21 protein-coding genes and 1 pseudogene are annotated in these 18,263 nt (G+C 69.6%); 8 read left to right on the top strand and 14 right to left on the bottom strand.

Annotation, left to right across the window (positions count from 1 at the left end; genetic code table 11):
- Positions 1-473: pseudogene (locus Sspor_RS40090) on the bottom strand (trypsin-like peptidase domain-containing protein); the annotation flags it as partial.
- Between the two features lie 104 nt (positions 474-577).
- Positions 578-910, bottom strand: coding sequence for a trypco2 family protein (locus Sspor_RS40085; protein ID WP_202197093.1), 333 nt, complete (start codon positions 908-910; stop codon positions 578-580).
- A gap of 754 nt (positions 911-1,664) precedes the next feature.
- Here Sspor_RS40085 and Sspor_RS40080 point away from each other — a divergent pair.
- The 3 genes from Sspor_RS40080 (at position 1,665) to Sspor_RS40070 (ending at position 4,686) form a co-directional block, all read left to right on the top strand.
- Positions 1,665-3,596, top strand: coding sequence for a serine/threonine-protein kinase (locus tag Sspor_RS40080; protein WP_202197092.1), 1,932 nt, complete (start codon positions 1,665-1,667; stop codon positions 3,594-3,596).
- Between the two features lie 251 nt (positions 3,597-3,847).
- Positions 3,848-4,129 carry a hypothetical protein gene (locus tag Sspor_RS40075; RefSeq protein WP_202197091.1) on the top strand — a complete coding sequence of 94 codons (282 nt, stop codon included), beginning with the start codon at positions 3,848-3,850 and terminating at the stop codon, positions 4,127-4,129.
- A gap of 293 nt (positions 4,130-4,422) precedes the next feature.
- Positions 4,423-4,686 carry a hypothetical protein gene (locus tag Sspor_RS40070; RefSeq protein ID WP_202197090.1) on the top strand — a complete coding sequence of 88 codons (264 nt, stop codon included), beginning with the start codon at positions 4,423-4,425 and terminating at the stop codon, positions 4,684-4,686.
- Here Sspor_RS40070 and Sspor_RS40065 read toward each other — a convergent pair.
- From Sspor_RS40065 to Sspor_RS40045, 5 genes are all read right to left on the bottom strand, one after another.
- Entirely contained in the window at positions 4,641-5,153 is a 513-nt protein-coding gene (locus tag Sspor_RS40065; RefSeq protein WP_202197089.1) for a DUF6233 domain-containing protein, read from the bottom strand. The genes Sspor_RS40070 and Sspor_RS40065 overlap by 46 nt on opposite strands.
- Positions 5,154-5,155: 2 nt before the next feature.
- Positions 5,156-5,326 (bottom strand): hypothetical protein, encoded by a 171-nt coding sequence (locus Sspor_RS40060; RefSeq protein ID WP_202197088.1) that lies wholly within the window; start codon positions 5,324-5,326, stop codon positions 5,156-5,158.
- A complete protein-coding gene (locus Sspor_RS40055) occupies positions 5,323-5,574 on the bottom strand; it encodes a DUF8825 domain-containing protein (RefSeq protein WP_202197087.1) in 252 nt (83 codons plus the stop codon). Before Sspor_RS40055 ends, Sspor_RS40060 begins: the two co-directional genes overlap by 4 nt.
- Positions 5,575-5,694: 120 nt before the next feature.
- The gene (locus tag Sspor_RS40050) at positions 5,695-6,069 is read right to left on the bottom strand and encodes a DUF6193 family natural product biosynthesis protein (protein ID WP_202197086.1); all 375 of its coding nucleotides are present in this window, start codon (positions 6,067-6,069) and stop codon (positions 5,695-5,697) included.
- Positions 6,070-6,233: 164 nt separating this feature from the next.
- Positions 6,234-6,587: a hypothetical protein gene (locus Sspor_RS40045; RefSeq protein WP_202204208.1), complete on the bottom strand. Its 354-nt coding sequence runs from the start codon at positions 6,585-6,587 to the stop codon at positions 6,234-6,236.
- Positions 6,588-6,735: 148 nt separating this feature from the next.
- On the opposite strand from Sspor_RS40045, the gene Sspor_RS40040 reads away from it, so the two are divergent.
- Entirely contained in the window at positions 6,736-7,758 is a 1,023-nt protein-coding gene (locus Sspor_RS40040; protein ID WP_202204207.1) for an ATP-dependent DNA ligase, read from the top strand.
- A gap of 98 nt (positions 7,759-7,856) precedes the next feature.
- Here the strand turns inward: Sspor_RS40040 and Sspor_RS40035 are convergent, their stop codons facing one another.
- Positions 7,857-8,126, bottom strand: coding sequence for a hypothetical protein (locus Sspor_RS40035; protein WP_202204206.1), 270 nt, complete (start codon positions 8,124-8,126; stop codon positions 7,857-7,859).
- Positions 8,127-8,700: 574 nt separating this feature from the next.
- On the opposite strand from Sspor_RS40035, the gene Sspor_RS40030 reads away from it, so the two are divergent.
- The 3 genes from Sspor_RS40030 to Sspor_RS40020 all read left to right on the top strand — a co-directional run bounded on the left by Sspor_RS40030 (position 8,701) and on the right by Sspor_RS40020 (position 11,042).
- Positions 8,701-9,390: an HNH endonuclease family protein gene (locus Sspor_RS40030; RefSeq protein WP_202204209.1), complete on the top strand. Its 690-nt coding sequence runs from the start codon at positions 8,701-8,703 to the stop codon at positions 9,388-9,390.
- Positions 9,391-9,573: 183 nt separating this feature from the next.
- Entirely contained in the window at positions 9,574-10,164 is a 591-nt protein-coding gene (locus Sspor_RS40025) for a hypothetical protein (RefSeq protein WP_202204205.1), read from the top strand.
- 410 nt (positions 10,165-10,574) lie between these two features.
- Positions 10,575-11,042, top strand: coding sequence for a lamin tail domain-containing protein (locus Sspor_RS40020; RefSeq protein WP_202204204.1), 468 nt, complete (start codon positions 10,575-10,577; stop codon positions 11,040-11,042).
- An 876-nt stretch (positions 11,043-11,918) separates the two neighbouring features.
- On the opposite strand, the gene Sspor_RS40015 is transcribed toward Sspor_RS40020, so the two are convergent.
- The 3 genes from Sspor_RS40015 to Sspor_RS40000 all read right to left on the bottom strand — a co-directional run bounded on the left by Sspor_RS40015 (position 11,919) and on the right by Sspor_RS40000 (position 13,760).
- Positions 11,919-12,134, bottom strand: a complete 216-nt coding sequence (locus Sspor_RS40015) for a three-helix bundle dimerization domain-containing protein (RefSeq protein ID WP_202204203.1) — start codon at positions 12,132-12,134, stop codon at positions 11,919-11,921.
- 355 nt (positions 12,135-12,489) lie between these two features.
- The gene (locus Sspor_RS40005; protein ID WP_030654589.1) at positions 12,490-12,819 is read right to left on the bottom strand and encodes a hypothetical protein; all 330 of its coding nucleotides are present in this window, start codon (positions 12,817-12,819) and stop codon (positions 12,490-12,492) included.
- Between the two features lie 71 nt (positions 12,820-12,890).
- A complete protein-coding gene (locus tag Sspor_RS40000; RefSeq protein WP_202204202.1) occupies positions 12,891-13,760 on the bottom strand; it encodes an IS5 family transposase in 870 nt (289 codons plus the stop codon).
- Positions 13,761-13,879: 119 nt separating this feature from the next.
- Here Sspor_RS40000 and Sspor_RS39995 point away from each other — a divergent pair, with 119 nt between their 5' ends.
- Positions 13,880-14,221, top strand: a complete 342-nt coding sequence (locus tag Sspor_RS39995; protein WP_237404470.1) for a hypothetical protein — start codon at positions 13,880-13,882, stop codon at positions 14,219-14,221.
- Between the two features lie 9 nt (positions 14,222-14,230).
- On the opposite strand, the gene Sspor_RS39990 is transcribed toward Sspor_RS39995, so the two are convergent.
- From Sspor_RS39990 to Sspor_RS39980, 3 genes are all read right to left on the bottom strand, one after another.
- On the bottom strand, positions 14,231-14,614 hold the full coding sequence (locus Sspor_RS39990; RefSeq protein WP_202204200.1) for a hypothetical protein: 384 nt from the start codon (positions 14,612-14,614) through the stop codon (positions 14,231-14,233).
- A gap of 136 nt (positions 14,615-14,750) precedes the next feature.
- On the bottom strand, positions 14,751-16,253 hold the full coding sequence (locus tag Sspor_RS39985) for a SagB family peptide dehydrogenase (RefSeq protein WP_202204199.1): 1,503 nt from the start codon (positions 16,251-16,253) through the stop codon (positions 14,751-14,753).
- A partial coding sequence (locus tag Sspor_RS39980) for a DUF4135 domain-containing protein (RefSeq protein WP_202204198.1) occupies positions 16,250-18,263 on the bottom strand: 2,014 nt, incomplete at its 5' end. The genes Sspor_RS39980 and Sspor_RS39985, both read right to left, overlap by 4 nt.

Genomic DNA, 18,263 nt, shown 5'->3' with positions numbered 1-18,263 from the left:
CGGTCGCAGAACACAGCCGCCCCCGACAGGCCCGACCAGGGCGAGGTTCCGTCGCCCGGCCATCCGGCGGCGGGGGTGCGCAGGTCCATGACGTATTGGTTGCCGACGAAGCCACTGCCGGGGTTCACTTCCCCGTGCAAGTGCGCGGCTTCGACCGGCCTGCCTGGGCGTTGGGCCTCGTCCGGCACACCCCAGGTCTCACAGGAGGTGCCCGGGCGCTTGGTGTCAGGGCGCCCCCACAGGACCGGCGCGGCTGGCGGCCGCCAGTGCGGGGAGCCATCGACGAGGACGAGCGCCGCGTCGTCACGCCCGCCCGGCGTCCCGGCCCACACCACGGTTCCGCCCGCGCTGCCGCCGCCACCCGGGTGGAACACCTGCACGCGGCCACCAGCCGGGCCGGTGACGTGCGCGGAGGTCAGAACCAGGCGGCCCCCGACCGCGTACCCCGACCCCGGGCCTTTCGGCCCGGTCACCGCGGTCACCCTCAGCTGTTCCACTTCCTACCCCACCCCGGTCCCGACACCTGGTCCCGACCACCCCGCCTGGGTCCGGTCGTGCCGACCGGACCGCGCCACCGTCAGTCCGGGATGCGCCCCGACACGTCGCCGGGCCCCTCCGGGCGCTCCTGCGCGGAGCTGACGAGCAGGTCGCCGCCGTCGGGACGCTTGGGGGTGAGAGTGAAGGAGACGCGGTGGGTACGGCCGCGCGAGAGGCCGGCCTCGGTCTCCGCCCCGACCGCCCACAGCTTGAACCCGGCCTTCGCCTTCGCGTCCGCCCGCAGTTCGACCTCGAACTCCATCTCTACCGGACCCACCGCGAATACCACCCCAGGATCCGCGCCGACTTGAGCCGCCGCCGACAGCAGTTCGTCGCGTACCGCAGCCACCGCATCCACCAGAGGAATATCCACCGCACCCACCCCTACGTACCTGCACCTGACGCATGCTCGCGCTGACCTGGCCACCGTAGGACCAGAACTGCGGCGGCCGCAGCCGATCCCGCTTCTTGGCTGCCGTGCCCAGCTCTAGTGCTCTGACCGCATAGGTTCACCGGTTTGGGGTCAGGCTGCGTCGGTGAGGAAGCGTCCGCCCCAGCGGATGGCTTTCGCGCTGCGGATGCGGGCGCATCCCTGACCGCCAGCGCGAGTCCGACAGGCAGATCACAGGACGCCGCCGCGCCGAACCCCTGGACCCGGCGGCTCGCGGCCGAGCCGCGCACCTCGCCCCCGACGCCCCCCCGCGTCCTCTTCGAGCTCGACGACGAGTCCGGCGAATGGCTGCCCGTCGGAGTCGCCGACAACGCCGCCGAGGCCGCCGCCTTCATCCACGGCTGGTGACACCACCACCCACCCGAACCATCCGGCCCCCTGCGCAACGCTGCAGGGGGGGGGCTTGTCTATGCCGAGTGCCTCCAGATCTCCCGCCCGTAGGGCCCACGGGGCGGGTCGAGGGCAGGTGTGAGACAGCACTCGGAGGGGGAGACACCGTGCGGCTGCTGCCAACAATTTCATCGCTTGATGTGCACACCGTCAGGGATATACCAGGCAACGGACTGCGTCTTGTGTGGAAGTGGTGGCGGGGTCGGACAGCGGCTCCCAAGGGGGAGCCTGAAGGGGGTGTGGGGTGGGAGCGTTGGACCCATTGGGCCCGGAGGACCCGCAGCAGGTGGGGCGCTACAAGATCGTGGCGCGTCTGGGCTCCGGAGGAATGGGCCGGGTGTACCTCGGGCGCTCGCCCGGCGGGCGCCCGGTTGCCGTGAAAGTAGTGCGTCCGGAGCTGGCTGGGGATGGCGAGTTCCGGCGACGTTTCAAGCGAGAAGTGACGGCGGCTCAACGGGTCAATGGCGCCTTCACCGCCGGTGTGATCGACGCCGACCCGGACGGCTCGCCAGCTTGGATGGCGACCGTCTATGTGCCGGGCCCCTCCCTCGGTGAGGCACTCGCCGCTCACGGTCCATGGCCACTTCACTCGGTGCTCGACCTGGCCGCTGGCATGGTTGAGGCACTCGAGGTCATCCACGCGGCCGGGGTCATCCACCGTGATCTCAAGCCGTCCAATGTGCTTCTCGCCGCGGACGGACCGAGGATCATCGACTTCGGTATCTCGGTCGCCATGGAGGCCAGTACGTTGACCCGGGCCGGCGTGCTGATCGGCACCCCCGGCTACATGTCTCCGGAACAGCTCCTCGACCGGGCGGTGACCCCGGCCAGCGATGTCTTTGCCCTGGGAGCGGTCTTGGCCTACACGGCCACTGGCGTCAACGCGTTCGGTTCTGGCAGCTCGACCGCGCTGTGCATCCGTACCGTCCAGGAAGAGCCCAGCCTTGATGCCCTCCCTGGTGAACTTCGTGATGTCGTCGCCGCCTGCCTGGCCAAGGAGCCCGATCAGCGTCCGACCGTGGCCACACTGCTCGACCAGCTGACCGGCTCTCGCGGCAAGGACGGAAAGGGGCAGCCCCTCCGCCCCACACTTCTGCTCACAGAGCCAAGCTGGATGCCTGACCAGATCGCCCAGCTCGTTCAGCGGAACGATCCCCCCTCGCCCGTGCCGGACACACGGGCCACCGTGCCTGGGGGGCCCGGCCGGCGCCTACGCGGTTCGAGGAAGTGGTCCTACGCCTGCACCCCCACGGGCTTTTGGGCCACCCCTAGGGAGAGGTACCGGGGGTCAGCCGCGTCCGACGGCCTGGTCTACTGCAGCAGCGGCGCCCTGTATGCGGTGGATGTGACGAGTGGGGAGCAGCGCTGGGTCTATACCTCCCGCGGCAGGGCGTGGTCGTCGCCGGCGGTGGTCGAGGGGATCGTGTACTTCGGCAGTGACGACGGTGGGCTGTACGCGGTGGACGCGAGGATGGGTGAGAAGCGCTGGTCCTTCACCACCGGTGGAACGGTGCGCTCGTCGCCTGCGGTGGTCGGCGGAGTCGTCTATGTCGGCAGCGACGACCGCGGGCTCCATGCCGTGAGCGCGGAAACCGGGGAGCCCCACTGGGCGTTCACCACCGGTGGAATGGTGCGCTCGTCGCCGACGGTGGTCGAGGGGATCGTGTACTTCGGCAGTGACGACGGTGGGCTGTACGCGGTGGACGCGAGGAGCGGCGAGAAGCGCTGGTCCTTCGCCACGGGCAGGAAGGTGCGCTCGTCGCCTGCGGTGGTCGACGGCGTCGTCTACGTCGGCAGTGACAACGGCAAGCTCCACGCGGTGGACGCGGATACCGGGCGGGAGCGCTGGTCATTCCACACCAAGGCCCGCTTGCGCTCGTCGCCAGCGGTGGCCAATGGCATCGTCTACCTCGCAAGCGCAAGGGTCGCGAAAATCACAGATAGGGACGTGATGCCCAAGCTGTATGCGGTTGATGCGGCCACGGGACGCGAACGCTGGTCCTACGAAATCGGTTTGAATGAGGTGCTCTCGCCTGTGGTGGCCAACGGCATCGTCTACGTCGCCTTCGGCTTTCAGCTCTTCGCGTTGCAGGCGGATACCGGGCTACAGCACTGGGTCCACCCTTTAGGTAACAGCCCGGCGTCCTCGCCGGTGGTCGCCGACGGAGTCGCGTACCTCTCCGACGGGTCCAACATGCTGTATGCCGTGCAGACATGAGGCAGGCGCCGCGGTGATATCCGGCTCGCGCCCACGAGCCGTCGGTCGTAAGGCTGCCTGACTGGTACACGGAAACCCCCGGTCGCCTCGACGCACGGGGGTTTCTGCTGCGGTCTGCCCTCGTTGCTTTGAATGAGGACTGGTCTGTCCTTTTGCTGGAAGGGCGGGGCGGCGGGTGTACGGGGATCTGTGGGCGTGGGCGGCCGAGGAACTGGCGAAGGCGGCAGCGCCGGCCGTGATGGTCGGCATTCGTGGCGGGTGCGCTGGCGCAGCAGCGGCAGAAGGACCGGGCCCGCTCTGGCCGGTCCGACGTGTCGGAGCCGCGGCGGGCCGGGGACGCGGTGCTGGTGCGCTTACTGGCTGGCCGAGACATCAAGCCCAGTGACCCCTCCTCGTCGGCCAGCTGGTGGTGCGCGGGGGAGGAGGTGGTGCGTGACCGTACGGCCGCCGAGCTCGCCGCCGGAGCCCGGGATGCCCCTGGGAAGCAGCAGCACATGGTGCTGCGCACCATCGCGGCCGGCGCCGGACGGTGATCCTGCTGGCCTGGCGTGGCCCGTGCGTCGGTTCGTCTGGTCGTCCCGGCGTCCGTGGTGGCGGCCTGGAGCGGCTGGTGGTCGGTGGCGGCCGCCGGCACCGGTGTCCTGTCGGCCGCCGGGGTCGCGGCGGCGGTGACGGGCCCGGCGGTCCTCGGGTGGTGGCGCCCGCGGCTGGCTGGCGCGGACCTGGTCCACAGGCACCGTGTACGCGTACGCCGAAGTGCGCTGGGACGGGGCGAGTTTCTACCCCGTGGACGACCCCGACGATCTTCGACGGGGCCAAGCTGCGGGTGCAGATCAAACAGTCCCGCGAGGGCACCGACCCCGTGCTGGCCGAGCGGGACTTTCCCCAGCTGGAGGCGCGGCTGGAGGACAGCACGTCCAGCGGGAAGCACACCGGCACCTACCGGACCGCGACCATCAGCCACCGGGCCGGCGCGGCCGCGCTCGGCGACTCGGTGCTGTTCCTGGACTGGCACGGCGACGGCCGCGGCTACGTGCGCCACGACTACAGCGGGTCCCCGACGGTCTGGGCCCCGTCGGGGTCAGAGTAGTTGCCGTGGGTGAGGATCGGCAGCAGGGCCTCGGCCGCGTCGCACACGGTGCAGGCGACGGTGCCGGGGCGTGCGAGCACGTCGAGTGCCTGAGTGGTGCCGAGCGGGTGTGCGCGGTCGGTGGCGCCGGAGCAGCCTTCGGCGTGGACGGTGGCGGGCTGGCCGTGGGTGCGGCCGTCGAGCAGCCATGCCCACCGGGTCGGCGCCGAGGTACGGGTGCGCGGGTGGGCCGGGATGCCGCCCAGATCGACCCCGGGGAGGGGGCGCAGCTGCTCGGAGGTGACCCAGGTGCCGTACTCGGCCGGCTCGACGCCGCCCCCGGCGGCCGTCTGCCACAGAGGGACGCCGATGCGGTACATCCATAGCCCGGAGTCGAGCTGCTGGCGTTCGTAGAGCCGGACCCGCTCGATGGCCTGCCCGTCGGGCAGGACCAAAGTGATCGGGGCCGACGGAGAGGCATCGGACACGGTCAGGAGCAGGCCAGCAGCTCTTGCCGGGCCTGCTTACAGGGCGCACAGAGCGGGTTCCCGCCCACCCCGTAGCGGCAGGTGGAGGTGTGGCACCGGGCGCAGGGGCCGGTCTGGCCGGCTGCCCAGGTGGCGACCTGCGGGCGGGGCTTGGTAGTGGTCTGCTCGCTCATGCTGCACCTTCCCCTTCTGTCGATATCGAGGTGTGGGCGGCGCGCCGCAGCTCGACGCCGCCGGTCCGCCAGGCGGCGGGGGCCGCCCAGTGGGGATGGGTGCACAGCGTTCCGGAGAGGGCGATCAGCCGACGCCGCAGCGCGGTCGTACCGGCCCCGGTGGGGACCTGCGCGAGTTCGGCGTACGTCTGCTGCCACGCCCGTCGGAGCGTGATCAGATCCTCGGGGAAGCGGAACGGTGGTCTCACCCCACCAGTGAAACACGTGTTCGATTTCCTCGGCGAGTGCCCACGCCTTCATCGACCCTGTCCTGTTGACCCGTCTCATCGAAGTTTGACCGGAACGGCGGCTGCTGCCTTGCGGCTGGTTCAGTTGGTGGAGCTCTCCGCTGGGGGCCACGGTCCATCGAAGGCTGGCCCGCAGTCGTGCGGCAGGTGGGCCACCACCAACGCGGCCGCCTCATTCGGTGTGAGTGACTCGCCCAAGACACGCGGCGACGCACCCAGTGGCGCGTACACGATGCACGATTGCGCGTCGCCGACGATGAACGGCAGGTCGTTGCTCCATGGGAACTGCGTGTTGCGGTGAAAGGTGAGCGCCCCGTGGCTCGGAAACGGGAACAAGGCCCGCAGCCGAGGTTCGGCATAGGCGGCCTCTATGACTGCGGGCTCTCCCCGTCGCGCCGTGGGATGCCCCTCCAGCATGAGCCGCCAGGTCTTCTCGACAACCATCTCTTCAGCCATCCCGCGATCATGACGTCTGTACCCGGCCAGGACAAACCGCTCCACCCTGATGGTCACACTTCGATGAGACTCACCAAACTTCGCTGAGACAGGTCACCCGTGTGACTGAGCGTTCTACTTGGCCACTGAGCGTTGTAGTTGGCCAGCTGATCGTTCAGCTTCCGTCAGTACCCGTCGTGTGAAGTGCGGGCGACGCCAGCACAGGCCAGCACCGTCGTGGCGGCGGCGTTGAGAAAGAGCGTGAACGTCCATACCCGATCTGCCGACCTGATCAAGCCGCTGCGAAGAAGTTTGTCCCCTGCGCCTTCGCGGATGTCGACCGTCTCATCGAGGCCGAGGGTCACCTGCCCGTGCCTTTGTGCGACCCGGCTGCGGGTCCGGTAGGCGTGGAAGTGCCGGTCGGCGGGGACCAGGCCCTCCCAGACATCGAAGGCGCCTCCCGAGAGCAGGGCCTCTCGCGCGCGGCCACATGCCGGCGTCTGCTCGGCGAGCATCTCGCAGAGGTCATCTCGTGTCATGCGCCAACCTTGCCGGGCCTTCGCTCAACTGGCCAAGTAGAACGCTCAGTCACATCCCGGCGAACTTGATCACGCGCGAGTGGTCGCCTCCGGCTGGTCTGTCGGACCCTGGAAGGGGGACGCGCACGCCGTGAGGGAGGTCCTCGTGATGCTCAGGCCGCCGGTGGAGCCGATGCTGGCGCACGCCGCGGAGGCCGTGCCGGGCCCGGCCGCTGTGCGGGCGGGGGTGGCGTACGAGCAGAAGCTGGACGGTCACCGGGCGCTGCTGTTCACCGCGTCCGGGCCGGGTGGCGCGGTGGTGGTGCAGACCCGGCGCGGGGCGCTGGTGCAGGACCGTTGGCCGGACCTGGTGGCGGCTGCGGAGGCGCAGTTGCCGCAGGGCCTGGTCCTCGACGGCGAACTGGTCGTCTGGGACATCGAGGCCGGCCGGTTGTCGTTCGAGGCGTTGCAGCGCCGGGCCGCGACCCGCGCCCGCGGCGCCGCCGTCCTCGCCTCCCGGTGGCCGTCCTACTTCGTCGCCTTCGACCTCTTGCAGCACGACGGCCAGGAGCTCCTCACCCTTCCGTACGTCGAGCGGCGCGCCCTGCTGGAGAACCTGTTCTCCGAGCACGCCCTGAGCGCGCCGTGGACGCTCGTCCCGCAGACGACGGACCTGGCCACAGCACGGGAGTGGTTGGAGTCCTGGACGGACGTGTCCGGGGTGGAGGGGATCCTGGTCAAGCCCCTGAACGGCCGCTACCTGCCCGGATACCGGGGGTGGACCAAGATCCGGAGGCGGGATACCACGGAAATGATCGTCGGCGCGATCACCGGCACCCTGACCCGCCCCGGCCTCCTCGTCCTCGGCCGCCACGACCACGACGGCCGGCTGCGTCCGGTCGGCCGGACCGTACCCCTGCGCCCGGACGCCGCCCGCCAGGTCGCCGAGCACCTCACCGCGGCCGCGCCCGGACACCCGTGGACGGGCGCGAAGTTCTCGGCGGCGTGGGGGAGCCGCGACGTCCTCGACACCACCCTCGTCAACCCCACCGTGGTTGCCGAGGTCAGCGCCGACCGGGCCATCGACCACGGAGGTATCTACCGCCACCCGCTGCGCTTCCAGCGGCTGCGCCTGGACACGACCCTTGACGATGTTCCCGAGTTCGGCCATGGGGCGGCCGCCACGGGCTGACCGGTGCCATGTCCTCGCAAGCCGCAGTCGGGGGCGAATCGGGGCGAGGCCCGCGACTTGTGTCCCGGGCCTCGCGTTCTTCGATTCCGAGCCCGGCGTTACCGCCGGCGGCGCAGGACGGGGTACGGCAGCACGACGACCGGCACGCGGATGCTGATGAGGGGGGTTCCCATCAGCAGTCCGATGGCGGTGGTCAGCGCCCCGAGCGCGGTGGCCCAGGGGGAGGACTGCGGCACCAGCTCGTTCGCGACGACCACGATGACGCCGACCAGGATCACGAAGATCTTCGTCGGCGACGGGCGCCACGGGTTACCGGGCCGGATGGGACGCTCGCCGGGGTATCGGGTACCGTCGAGATACGACGTCATTTTGTGCTCCTCACGTGAAGGCATGACTGGGGAACCACGACCGACGTCACGAGGTAGGGCCCCGGCCGCTTCCTACGGCATGGCCGGGGCACCCACTTTTGACGGTCCGTTGGATCGCGGGGTGACCCCCAGCATATGCGGTGCCGGCTACCCGCGAAGACGCGAAAACCACTACATGTTGTGGTGGCCTCCCTATATCTAGTGTCTATGTTGGGATTTCGGCACGTCGCAGGCCTGACGTCACCCGTTCGGATCAGGTCCTCGATGGTGTGGAATTCCGCCATGTCCGGCGTGTCGCCTTGGACTCTCCCCGCGCTTCGGAAGCAGACCTCCGGGGTGCGGCATCTGCCGCATGCGCCGGCCCGGTTGCGACGAAGGGGCGCCCGGAGTCGTGCCGTTGGGGCGGGGCGTCGGTCTCCGCAGCCGGAAACCGCACGCGGGTGATGTGGCGTCGGCAGTGATGCCGTCCCTTCGGAGCATGATCGATTCACCGGTGAATCGATCTCCCCGGCCGGGTGAACCGCGCTCCGGGGCCTGGTGGTGACGGTGCGTGGGCCGGTACAACCGGCCCATGATGATCTTGAAGCGGTCCGCTGTCGCGGCCGCCGCCCTTGCCCTGACCCTGCCCACGGCCGCGCACGCGGCCACCCAACCCGCCGGCCCAGCTCCGGCCGTGGCGGTCGTGCCGCAGGTTCTGCCGATCGGGGTCGCGGTGTCCGCGCTGCCGCTCGCCACCGAGGACCGGACCGGCTATCAGCGCACCTCGTTCCGGCACTGGAACGCCGGCGACATCCCGGCGGACGGCTGCAACACCCGCCAGGAGGTGCTTCTGGCCGAGGCGATCGTGTATCCGGAGATCGGGCCGGGCTGCACCCTGACCGGCGGGACCTGGTGGTCGTACTACGACGAGCGGGAGGTGACCCCGGCCGGTGCGCTGGACATCGACCACATGGTGCCGCTCGCCGAGGCCTGGGATTCGGGCGCCAGTTCGTGGACCGCACAGAGGCGCGAAGCCTACGCGAACGACCAGGGCCAGGCGGCCTCCCTGGTCGCGGTGACGGCCCGCTCGAACCGGTCGAAGGCGGACCAGGATCCGGCGGAGTGGCTGCCGCCGGCGCCGGACGCGCTGTGCCGGTACGGCGCGGAGTGGACCGCGACCAAGCTGCGTTGGGGCCTGGCGGTCGACGAGGCGGAGCGGGATCGGCTGTTCGACATCGCGGCCGGCTGTGGCGGCACGGATGTGGAGTTCACCCTCGCCCCGTAGACCGGGTCCGAAGGTCAGGGCCGCCACCTCGACGGGTGGCGGCCCTTTGCCGTGCTCCTGGGCTGCTCGTGATCGCGGCGTGGTTGGGCGGGCGGCCCAACGACGTGCCTTGTTGGGTCGGCGGGGGTGTGGGTGCCGGCGCGGGCGGGGCAGGGTGCCGGCGGGATCGCGATGGAGGGTGGTGTGTTGGTGGAGTGGGACTGGTGGACGGTGGAGTTCGGGGACGCGCACGCGGGCGCGGTGGGTGTCCTGATCGGTGGTGGTGAGCCGGGGCCGGTGTACTTCGACGTCGGGAGCGGCCCGGACGTGCCTTCCACGACGCACTGGTCGGCCTACGACGGCCGGCACCGCCGCCCGCGTGCCGAGGCGCTCCGGGCGGTGTGTGCGTGCGGTTGGCGTGGTGCCGCGGAGTACCTGCTGGACTGGGATGCGGTCGGTGACCGGCCGTTGTACGAGGCGGACGTCGATCTGACCGGGCCGCTCGCGGACTGGAACGCCCACCTGTCTCTCGTCCGCGACAAGGCGGCACCGCTGCCCGAGCCGCTGGCCGCCCTCCTGGTCGAGCTCACCGAGCGACTGACCGCCACGACCGAGGACGCGCCGCTGGCCGCGCTGCGCGCCGTCGGCGTGCTGGAGCGGATCGCCACCCGCGTCGGGCGAGAAGCGGCCCGCGTGCTGGCGGAGGACGGCATGTCCGCCGAGGCGGTGGCCACCGGGCTCGGTACCACCCACTCCAAGGCCCTGATGCTCCTTCTGACCGCCCGCGACGGATGACGGCGAGGGGCGCGAGGCCTGCCACAGGACGGGACTCATGTCCGAATTGCGGGCGCACGTGCGAAGAATTCCGCAGAACGGTTGTTACTTGATCCACTGGTCCGGCCGGGTGAAGCGGCGGAAGACTGCGCCCGGTAGTGCGCCGGAGCCTGTCGACCTTGATGTCCGGTTTGTGGGGCGGGTGGGTGTAGCTGTCAGTGAATGTCAGGGGCACGCTCGGACGGAATGCGTGCGGTGTGCAGGCGACTGTGACGGATATGTCCGTGTCCGGTAACCGGCGTCTGCGGGGGGTGCGGTGGGGGTCGTGTCGGGTCGAGAGTGTGGCCCTCGGCTCGACCGGGCCGACACCGCAAAGGCCTCCACCGACCTGTTTCGGCTGGTGGGGCGCTGTTCTTGAGGGAGCGTCACCTATGTCTTCTGCTTCTTCCTCCGTACGCCGTATCGCCGCCACCGTCCTGGCCGCCGGCGCCGTCGTCGGTGCCGCCGCTCTGCCGGCGGCCGCGCACGACGGTGACCGTCACCATCAGCGGCCGCGGGTGGAGATCAGCCGGGTCCAGGCCGACAGCCCCGGACGCGACGACCGCTCGAACCGCTCCCTCAACTCGGAGTGGGTGGAGATCACCAACACCACCCGCGACGGCATCAGCCTCCGCGGCTGGACGCTGCGTGACAGCGACGGCAACCGCTACCGCTTCGACAACGTCCGCATCGCCCCCCGTGCCACGATCCGTATCCACACCGGCAACGGCCGTGACACCCGCACCGACCTCTTCCAGGACCGCCGTAACTACGTCTGGGACAACGGCTCCGACACCGCGACGCTGCGCGATGACCGCGGCCGCACCGTCGACACCGAGACCTGGGGCCGCCGCCGCTAACACCGGCACCCGCAGGCCCCATCATCGTGCCGGAGATCCTGCGTGACATGACCGCACGGGCCGTCGCCCCCTCCGGCGACGGCCCGCACCGTTGGGCAAGCTGCCACACCGAAGGGGGATGTCGGTGGCGGCGGAGACTATGGGGAGATGAGCACCGGCATCGCCCCCGACGGCCCGCACACGGGTGTCGACGGGTTGTGCGAGGACATCCGGGGCGCCCTCGAAGGATGGGTGCCCGGGATGCTCGGCGTCCACGTCCACCGGTCGGTGTCCGGGCCGGCGGAGGTGGCACGGTTGGTCGGCGCGGGCGGACGCTGCCAAACTCACGGTGCTCCCCGGCGACGGCGCGACCGCGCGGGCCGAACTGCACGCGGCGGCCGCAAGATCCTCCACGGCCGCCGCGGGGCGGGCGGGGACGGATGTGCGTGCGGAGCTCGCTGCCGTTCGCGCGCGTTGCCGGCGCGCGGCGGCTGCTCTCGGTCTGCGTGTTCCCGTCGTCTTCTGACCGGGACGGCGGTATACCTCTTATAGGTGGGAACATTCCGGTTTGGTTGACCGTTCATGTATCTGTGGGGTGCGGGGAGGGACTGTGTCCCCGGGCCCGACCTATGCCTGTGGGGAAGATCGTTCGGCTGAAGCCCCGCAGATCCCTCCGCCGTGAGGCGACCACCCTTTCCCGCCCCACCCCTTGACCGCTCCGCCCGGCACCCCCCCGCCGGTCGGGGCGCGGCCCCGACCCGGCCATCCCCCCGGCTGGTCGGGGCCCCTTACTCTCTTCCCCCGCCCGGGCTTCCGTGTCCGCCCGAAGCTCCGCGGTCCGGCTCCCGTCGTTCTACGGCAAGCAGCCTGCGGACCAAGGGCGGTCGCGCGGCGGGGTCAGTTGTGGCGTTTCGTCTGCTCGTCGGGCGGCAGCAGGTCTTTGGCTCTGCGTTCCATCAGGACTGGCAGGTAGGTCCGCACGCGCGCGTACCTGAGCTCTTCGTACGCCGTCCGTACCGAGCTTTGCACCAGCCCCGCGTCCAGCTGGGGGTGCGCCTTCATCAGCCGTTCGGTGACGTGGCGGATGGCAACGGCATCCTCCGGTTCCGCCATCCCGCGCCTCACCTTCCTCAAAGAACCGCCCCTCCTCAGTTTCCTGTAGCGGCCCGCGGCGGGTAAGTCGATCTTCCGCCGCTGAACGCGGCAGCCGATGGCGCCCACCGGCCGGAATCTGCCGCGCCCGTACCGGTGTGCAGGGGCGGCGGGGTAGTTTCGGCAGTGACCGGCTGTCGCCGTTCCCGGGCGGACGCACGCGGACTTCACCGAGCCTGGTGATCACGGAAGACGAGGATGGGTCGATGGAGGGGAGCCACCAGGTCATCATGAACGGCCCCAGCTACCGCCCGAGCAAGCGGCCCAAGAACCCGACCGACAGGCCCGCCAAGCCCACGATCACCTAGGCCGTGTTTTAGAACTCGCTGACCTGCCTGGTTGGCCGTCCGGGGAAGTCGCGGGCGGCCATCCAGATGGTGAGGTCGCGGGCGATGTCGTTGATGCTGGTCGCCGTGGTGACCTCGTGCTCGTTGCGCGTGGTGTCACGGCGGACGATCTCGTAACCGCCTTCGTCCAGGACGGCCACGGAGGCGAACCAGACAGGGTCGTCCTCGTCGGGCTGGACGACCACGAAGGTGTTGTCGGAGTCGTTGAGTTCGCTGATCAGCATGAACAGCGCATCCTCGGAGGGGTCGTCGATGCGGTCGCCGCTCTCGCTGTCGGCGCCGTAGTACTGAGCCCCCATCGTTGCCTTCCCCTCGCCTGTTCACCTGGGTCGCGGTCAGCATGGCATGAGGAACCGACAGCTCAGAGCGGTCATAGCCATTCGCCGATCGCGGCGATCAGGACGGTGGCCTCGAAGCGGACCGCGAGTTTGTCGAACCGGGTGGCGACCGCCCGGTTGCGCTTGAGCCGGTTGATCCCGCACTCGACCGCGTGCCGGGCCTTGTAGTCCTCGCGGTCGAAAGCCGGGGGCCGCCCGCCGGTCTTCCCGCGCCGTTTGCGGTTGGCGGCCTGGTCGGCAGGCTCCGGGATCGTGCACCGGATTCCCCGCTTCCGCAGGTAGGCTCGGTTGGCGCGGGAGGAGTACGCCTTGTCGCCCCGCACTCGCAACGGCCGGACACGGGGACGGCCTCGTCCGGTGCGAGGGACTCGGATGCCTTCCAGGACAGCGGCGAACTGAGGACTGTCACCACGCTGACCTGCGGTGACCAGCAAGGACAGCGGCCGTTGGCCTTGCTCGCAGGCGAGATGAATCTTGGTGGTGAAACCTCCCCGGGACCGGCCCAGGCCGTGGTCGTCGGGCTCGGTGCGGGTTCCGCCAGGCGGTTCCTTCTGGGCCTGTCCGTCGCGGCGGGCGCCTGCGGCGTGCTGATGGGCCCGGCAGATCGTGGAGTCGACGTTGATCTCCCACGTGATCAGCCCGGCTGCATCCGCCTGAGCCTGCAGCCGGGTCAGCAGCAAGTGCCAGATCCCGTCGCGCTGCCAGCGGCGGAAGAGTCCGTAGACCGTCTGCCACGGCCCGTATTCGAGTGGCAGATCCCGCCACGGAGCACCAGTCCGTGCCCGCCACCGGATGCCGTCGATCAGCTTCCGCCGACCCAGCGACCGCCTGCCCACCACCGCCACCGGCAGCAACGGCTCCAGCACCGCCCACTGCTCGTCAGAAAGATCCCCTCGCCCCACCCCGAGATCATCACGGCGCGAGACGAGGGAACGAGCCCACTTCTAAAACACGGCCTAGGACCGCGTCCCGGAGGGCCAGGCTGGCGAGGATGTCGGTTCGGGATGAGATCGTTTCCCGCATGGCCGACACAGACGAAGCAGAAGCCGACGTCGAGCATGCCGTCATCGCTCACTATCGACTGACCGATGACGGCCTCGGCGAGCCAAGCCAACGGGAGGTCGTCCGCGAGGCCCAGTCCCTGCTGACCGAGGCGATCGAGGAAGCCGACGTCGGCGAGTTCGACGGAAACGAGTACGGAGGAGGCGAGGTGGTCCTCTACGCCTACGGACCGGACGCGGGCGCACTCTTCGCTGTCATGGCACCCATCCTGAACGACCTGCCGTTCCGGCCGGCGCACGTCGTCTTGCGCTACGGCTCCGTCGATGACCCATCGGCTGCCGAGCATCGCGTCGACCTCTGACGAGACGAGTCACCAGCCCCCAGCCAGACGGGCACCTGGGGAATTACGCGAACGTCCACAGAGCCGGAGCTGTTCGATCTCGGTCAGTGTCTCGGGTCGGCTGAGGATCCATATCGTCACCACGCGGGGTGCCGGCGGTTGCGCGGCGACCGGCCGTGGTGAGGTGCGCTTTTCTCGCAGGTAGGCGCTGACGCGGCCGTAGCTGCCTCGGTAGCCCAAGGGAACGATCTCCTCCCATAGCTTCCTGGCGTTGGTGCAGCCCTTGTCCCAACGTACGTCCAGGTAGGGCTTGTACTCGTCGAGGACGGAGGTCCTGTCGTGCTGCCACTGGCCGCGAAAGAGGTCTTCCGGCTTCGCAACGTCGGCGCGGCTCTTGACGGTGCGGTGGGTCATGTGGAGCTGACGCCCGATGGAACGGCGGCTGTGGCCAGCTTCCTGGCCGACACTTCGGAGACCTCACTACCGCCGACCCGTCGTGCTGGACCCGTGGATTCCAGCACGACGCTGATCCCGGCGAAACAGGACCGTCTCAGGGGTGGCGCAGAGGAACTCCCACAGCGCAGGCGAGCATGGCGCTTCGGTGTGTGGTGAAAGCATCGGCCACTGCGTCGTCGAAGAACGTGAGTCCGGAGGCGCCGAAGCCCATTGCTGCGGCGGCAAGTTGCAGGCGCCCTACGACAATGCCGGCCTCGGTTTGAGCCATGCGGTAGCCGCGGTCCCCCCATGATTGGAGCAGGCTCTCAAGGTCAGTGGTGACAAAAAGGGTATAAGCAGAATTTCCGGCGACTGTCTGATCCAGGCAGAGACCGGTGGCCTGAGCACGTGCCTGCGGCTCGGTCAGAAGGCTGAGCCCCTTGAATTGACCGTTGCGGTAGCGATAGACACCGGGAGTTAGGTCTGCGATGCCGTGCACCGACAGGTCTGGGGTGATCAGCGTATGGCCGGTGGAGACGGCGTCCATGGAGACGGGGCGGGTGGCGCACTGCATGGCCCAGCTCAGCAGTTGCTGTGAAACCGTCACAGGGTCCATGCGGCGGGTGGTGACGCGCCGCAGGATGAGTTCTTCGATCGACCCGCTGTGCGGATGGGCCGCGGGCTCGACTGCCCCGCACGGGTGGGTAGCGTCTCCTGCGGGCGTGCTGCGCCATTTCCGCACCTCTGAGTTGCCGGAGAGGTTCCCTGCCTGTTGGGCAACGGTGACGAGCGGGAATTCAATGGGTGCGGACGGTGGCTCGGCAGGCGTAGGCAGCTCCTGGTTGCGTGCTGCTGCTGCGTGGGTGTGTGCTGTGGAGGAACCGCCCAGTGCCACTATCAACAGGGGAAATTCGGTACGGCCGTCGAGGTCGAGAAACCGATTGAGCGCCTGGTCGTCGAAGCCGAAGTGGAGCCGTGCCTGCAAGCCATGCGCTTCGGCCAGAGTCAACAGGTTGGCGAGGGCGGTGCCAGCATCCCAGTACACATGGCGCCAGCCCCGTTCGGCGTATTTCCACGCGGTCCGCCAGGGCAGGCCGGTCAGGATGATGAACGCCTGCGTTGCAGGAGTGTCGGCGGTTCCGGCGACAACGCTGCGTTGGTCGCCGTCGAGAAGCTGTTCGAGGGCACCGGCCTCCGGGGCGTAGTGATAGAGCCCGGCGGCGAGGCCGTCGATTTGTCCGGTGGCGACGTACGCCTCGAGGGGATGGCGGTTGCCAGCGGAAGAAGCGGGTCGCCAGTTCACTGTGCGGCCGTGGCGCCGGGAGCTGCGGGTGATTCCGAAGGAAAGACGCAGGATCCGGGAGAGCAGCGTGAGGTCGACCGGGTGCTCGGTTGGGACAGTGAGGCCGGCCAGGGCGTCCGTCGCGGCCGGTCCTGGCATGGGAGCGGTGACGGGCAGAGGGTGGAGTTCGGAGTCCGGGTAACGCTTGAAGGGGGGCGGCTCACGGTCCGGGTCGAGCTGGATGTACTCGGCCGGCCGTGGTGGGCGGCGATGGATGGGGCCGGTGCTGTTGCTGGTCCATTCGTGATAGGCCCGGACGGTTTCGCCGCTGTTCATCGGTGGTTCTCTTCCGTGCGCGGGAGGTGAGGAGGGCTGTTCTGGGCGGCAGGTCCGGTGGCCAGACCGGCAGGCAGCAGAAGCGACGGGAGGTGGCCGCCGCTGGCGCTGCGTGCCAGCTCGTAGGCGGTACCGGCCATGCCGGTCAGCAGGCCCGGACGTGCGGCAGGATCGAATGTTCGATCCGGGTTGCGCGAGTCGGGAGCCAGGACAAGGGTGGCCAGTTGCGTGGCCAGCAGGGCAGCTTGCTTGCTTTCCCCCAACAGCGTCAGGAGGCTGATTCGGCCGGCTGTGCCGTTGGCCAGGCCGTGGTTGTGCTCCGTCGTGACGCGCAGGGACTCGACGATGTCCGCCGTGATGTCGGCGTACCGAGGACTTGTCTCGGCAAGGACGAGCCGGGCGGCGTGCTCGGGGAAGGCTCCGCTGATCCAGGGCGGGAAGAACGCGGAGACGTTCGGTACAGCAGTGTCTCCGGGCTGGAGGAGGGGCAGGTGGGGGAAGCGGCGCGCGATGAGGTGGCGGGCCAGGAGGGCGTCATAGGTACGGGGGAGCTCTGTGGAGCCGTCATCGAACTGTTGGAGGAGGCGTTGCACAGAGTCCTGGTGGCCGGCGGGCAGGGTGCCTGCAGCGGCTGCCAGTGCCAGTAGTGCGGGGGCGATGTCCTGGTCGGGGTGGCTTTTGAGGTAGGGCAGGCTCCGCCTGATCGCGGAGAGGAGCGCTCTGAGAACGGGCTCCGTCCGTGGACCGGCGGTGCGGTGCAGGAGTTCGGTGGCGACCAGGAGCCGCTCGCACAACTCACTGAGAACATAGACGCCCTCGTCCTGGGTGAGCTGTTCCGTCTCGTCGAGCCATGGGTCGGCAAGGAGGGAGGTGAGGTCGTCGGCGGTGGTAGCCAACCGGGTCTGGGGAACGGCCCGCAGCAGGAGTGAGGCCAGAAGGATGCCGGAGGATCCGGAGCGGATGCTGGTACCGGCGTGCCCGATGTGCCACTTGCGGCGCATGTCGTGTCGGACGTCTGCCCAGGCGAGGTGGCCGTCCAGGGTCTGGACGGCCAGATCCCGCAGGCGGGACAGAAGGGTGTGGGACGCGTCCACGCACAGTCCGGGGTCCGCCGAGGCAGTGGTGGCGGTGAGACCGGACTGCGCGGCCAGCCGCTGACCGCGGTTACGGGCAGCACATTCCAGAGAGGCGGTGGCCTGCCAGAGCAGTGCCGGCATCTCGACGGCGAGGCGGGCCGTGCGGTGCTGCAGAACCGTGGCCCCCGTATGGTCCAGCAGGGCGTGCGCGTTCCTGGAGAGGCCGCGGACAAGGCGGCTGTCCACCGGGGCATGGAACAGGGGGACATCGCCGTCGAAGAGATCCGCGGATTCTTCCGGGACGAGCGGTCCACGCCATGGTTTGAAAGCCGAGTCGGCGTGCAGTTGCTCCGTGAAGAACGACTCGCGGGCGCTGCCGGAGGCCAGGCGTTCCTCCGTCAGGCTCTGGGCAAGGAGTTCACCGTAGCGGGCCGTGGGCAGCGGGACCAGACGGCAGCGTTCGCCAGTCAATTCCTCGACCTGCTGACGGAAGGCCCGGTTGTGGGTTGAGACGTCTCCGAAGGCCTGGAGCATCTCCTCGTAGCCGTGCAGGAATGCAACAGCATCAGCGTCCAGCAGCTCCTGCGGCCCCGTCGGGGTAGGCCGGGCCGGGGTGAGTGCGGCGCGCAGCCTGCTGTACGGGGAGAAATCGATGCCGCTCTCCCTGCCGGGGAGCGGGGTGAGGTAGGGGAAGACGCCGGTGTGGACGGGCGAGGATTCGAAGAACCTGAGCTCTTCGCGGAGGGGGGTCGGCAGGGCCGGGTTGTCGGTGACGACGCCGAGGCCGAAGACCTCCTCGTCGATGATGTGTAGGGCGCTGTCCGACAGGACGATATTGCCCAGGTGGATGTCGCGGCCGGCCAGGGCCCAGGTCAGGGCGGCCGCTTGGCCGAGGCGGCGAAATTGCGTGGGCAGGTCCGGCTGGTCGGCCGGG

This window comes from Streptomyces spororaveus (assembly GCF_016755875.1).
GTDB classification, from domain to species: domain Bacteria; phylum Actinomycetota; class Actinomycetes; order Streptomycetales; family Streptomycetaceae; genus Streptomyces; species Streptomyces spororaveus.
The sequence above is the reverse complement of the archived record's forward strand: the minus strand, read 5'-3'. Positions and strand labels throughout refer to the sequence as shown.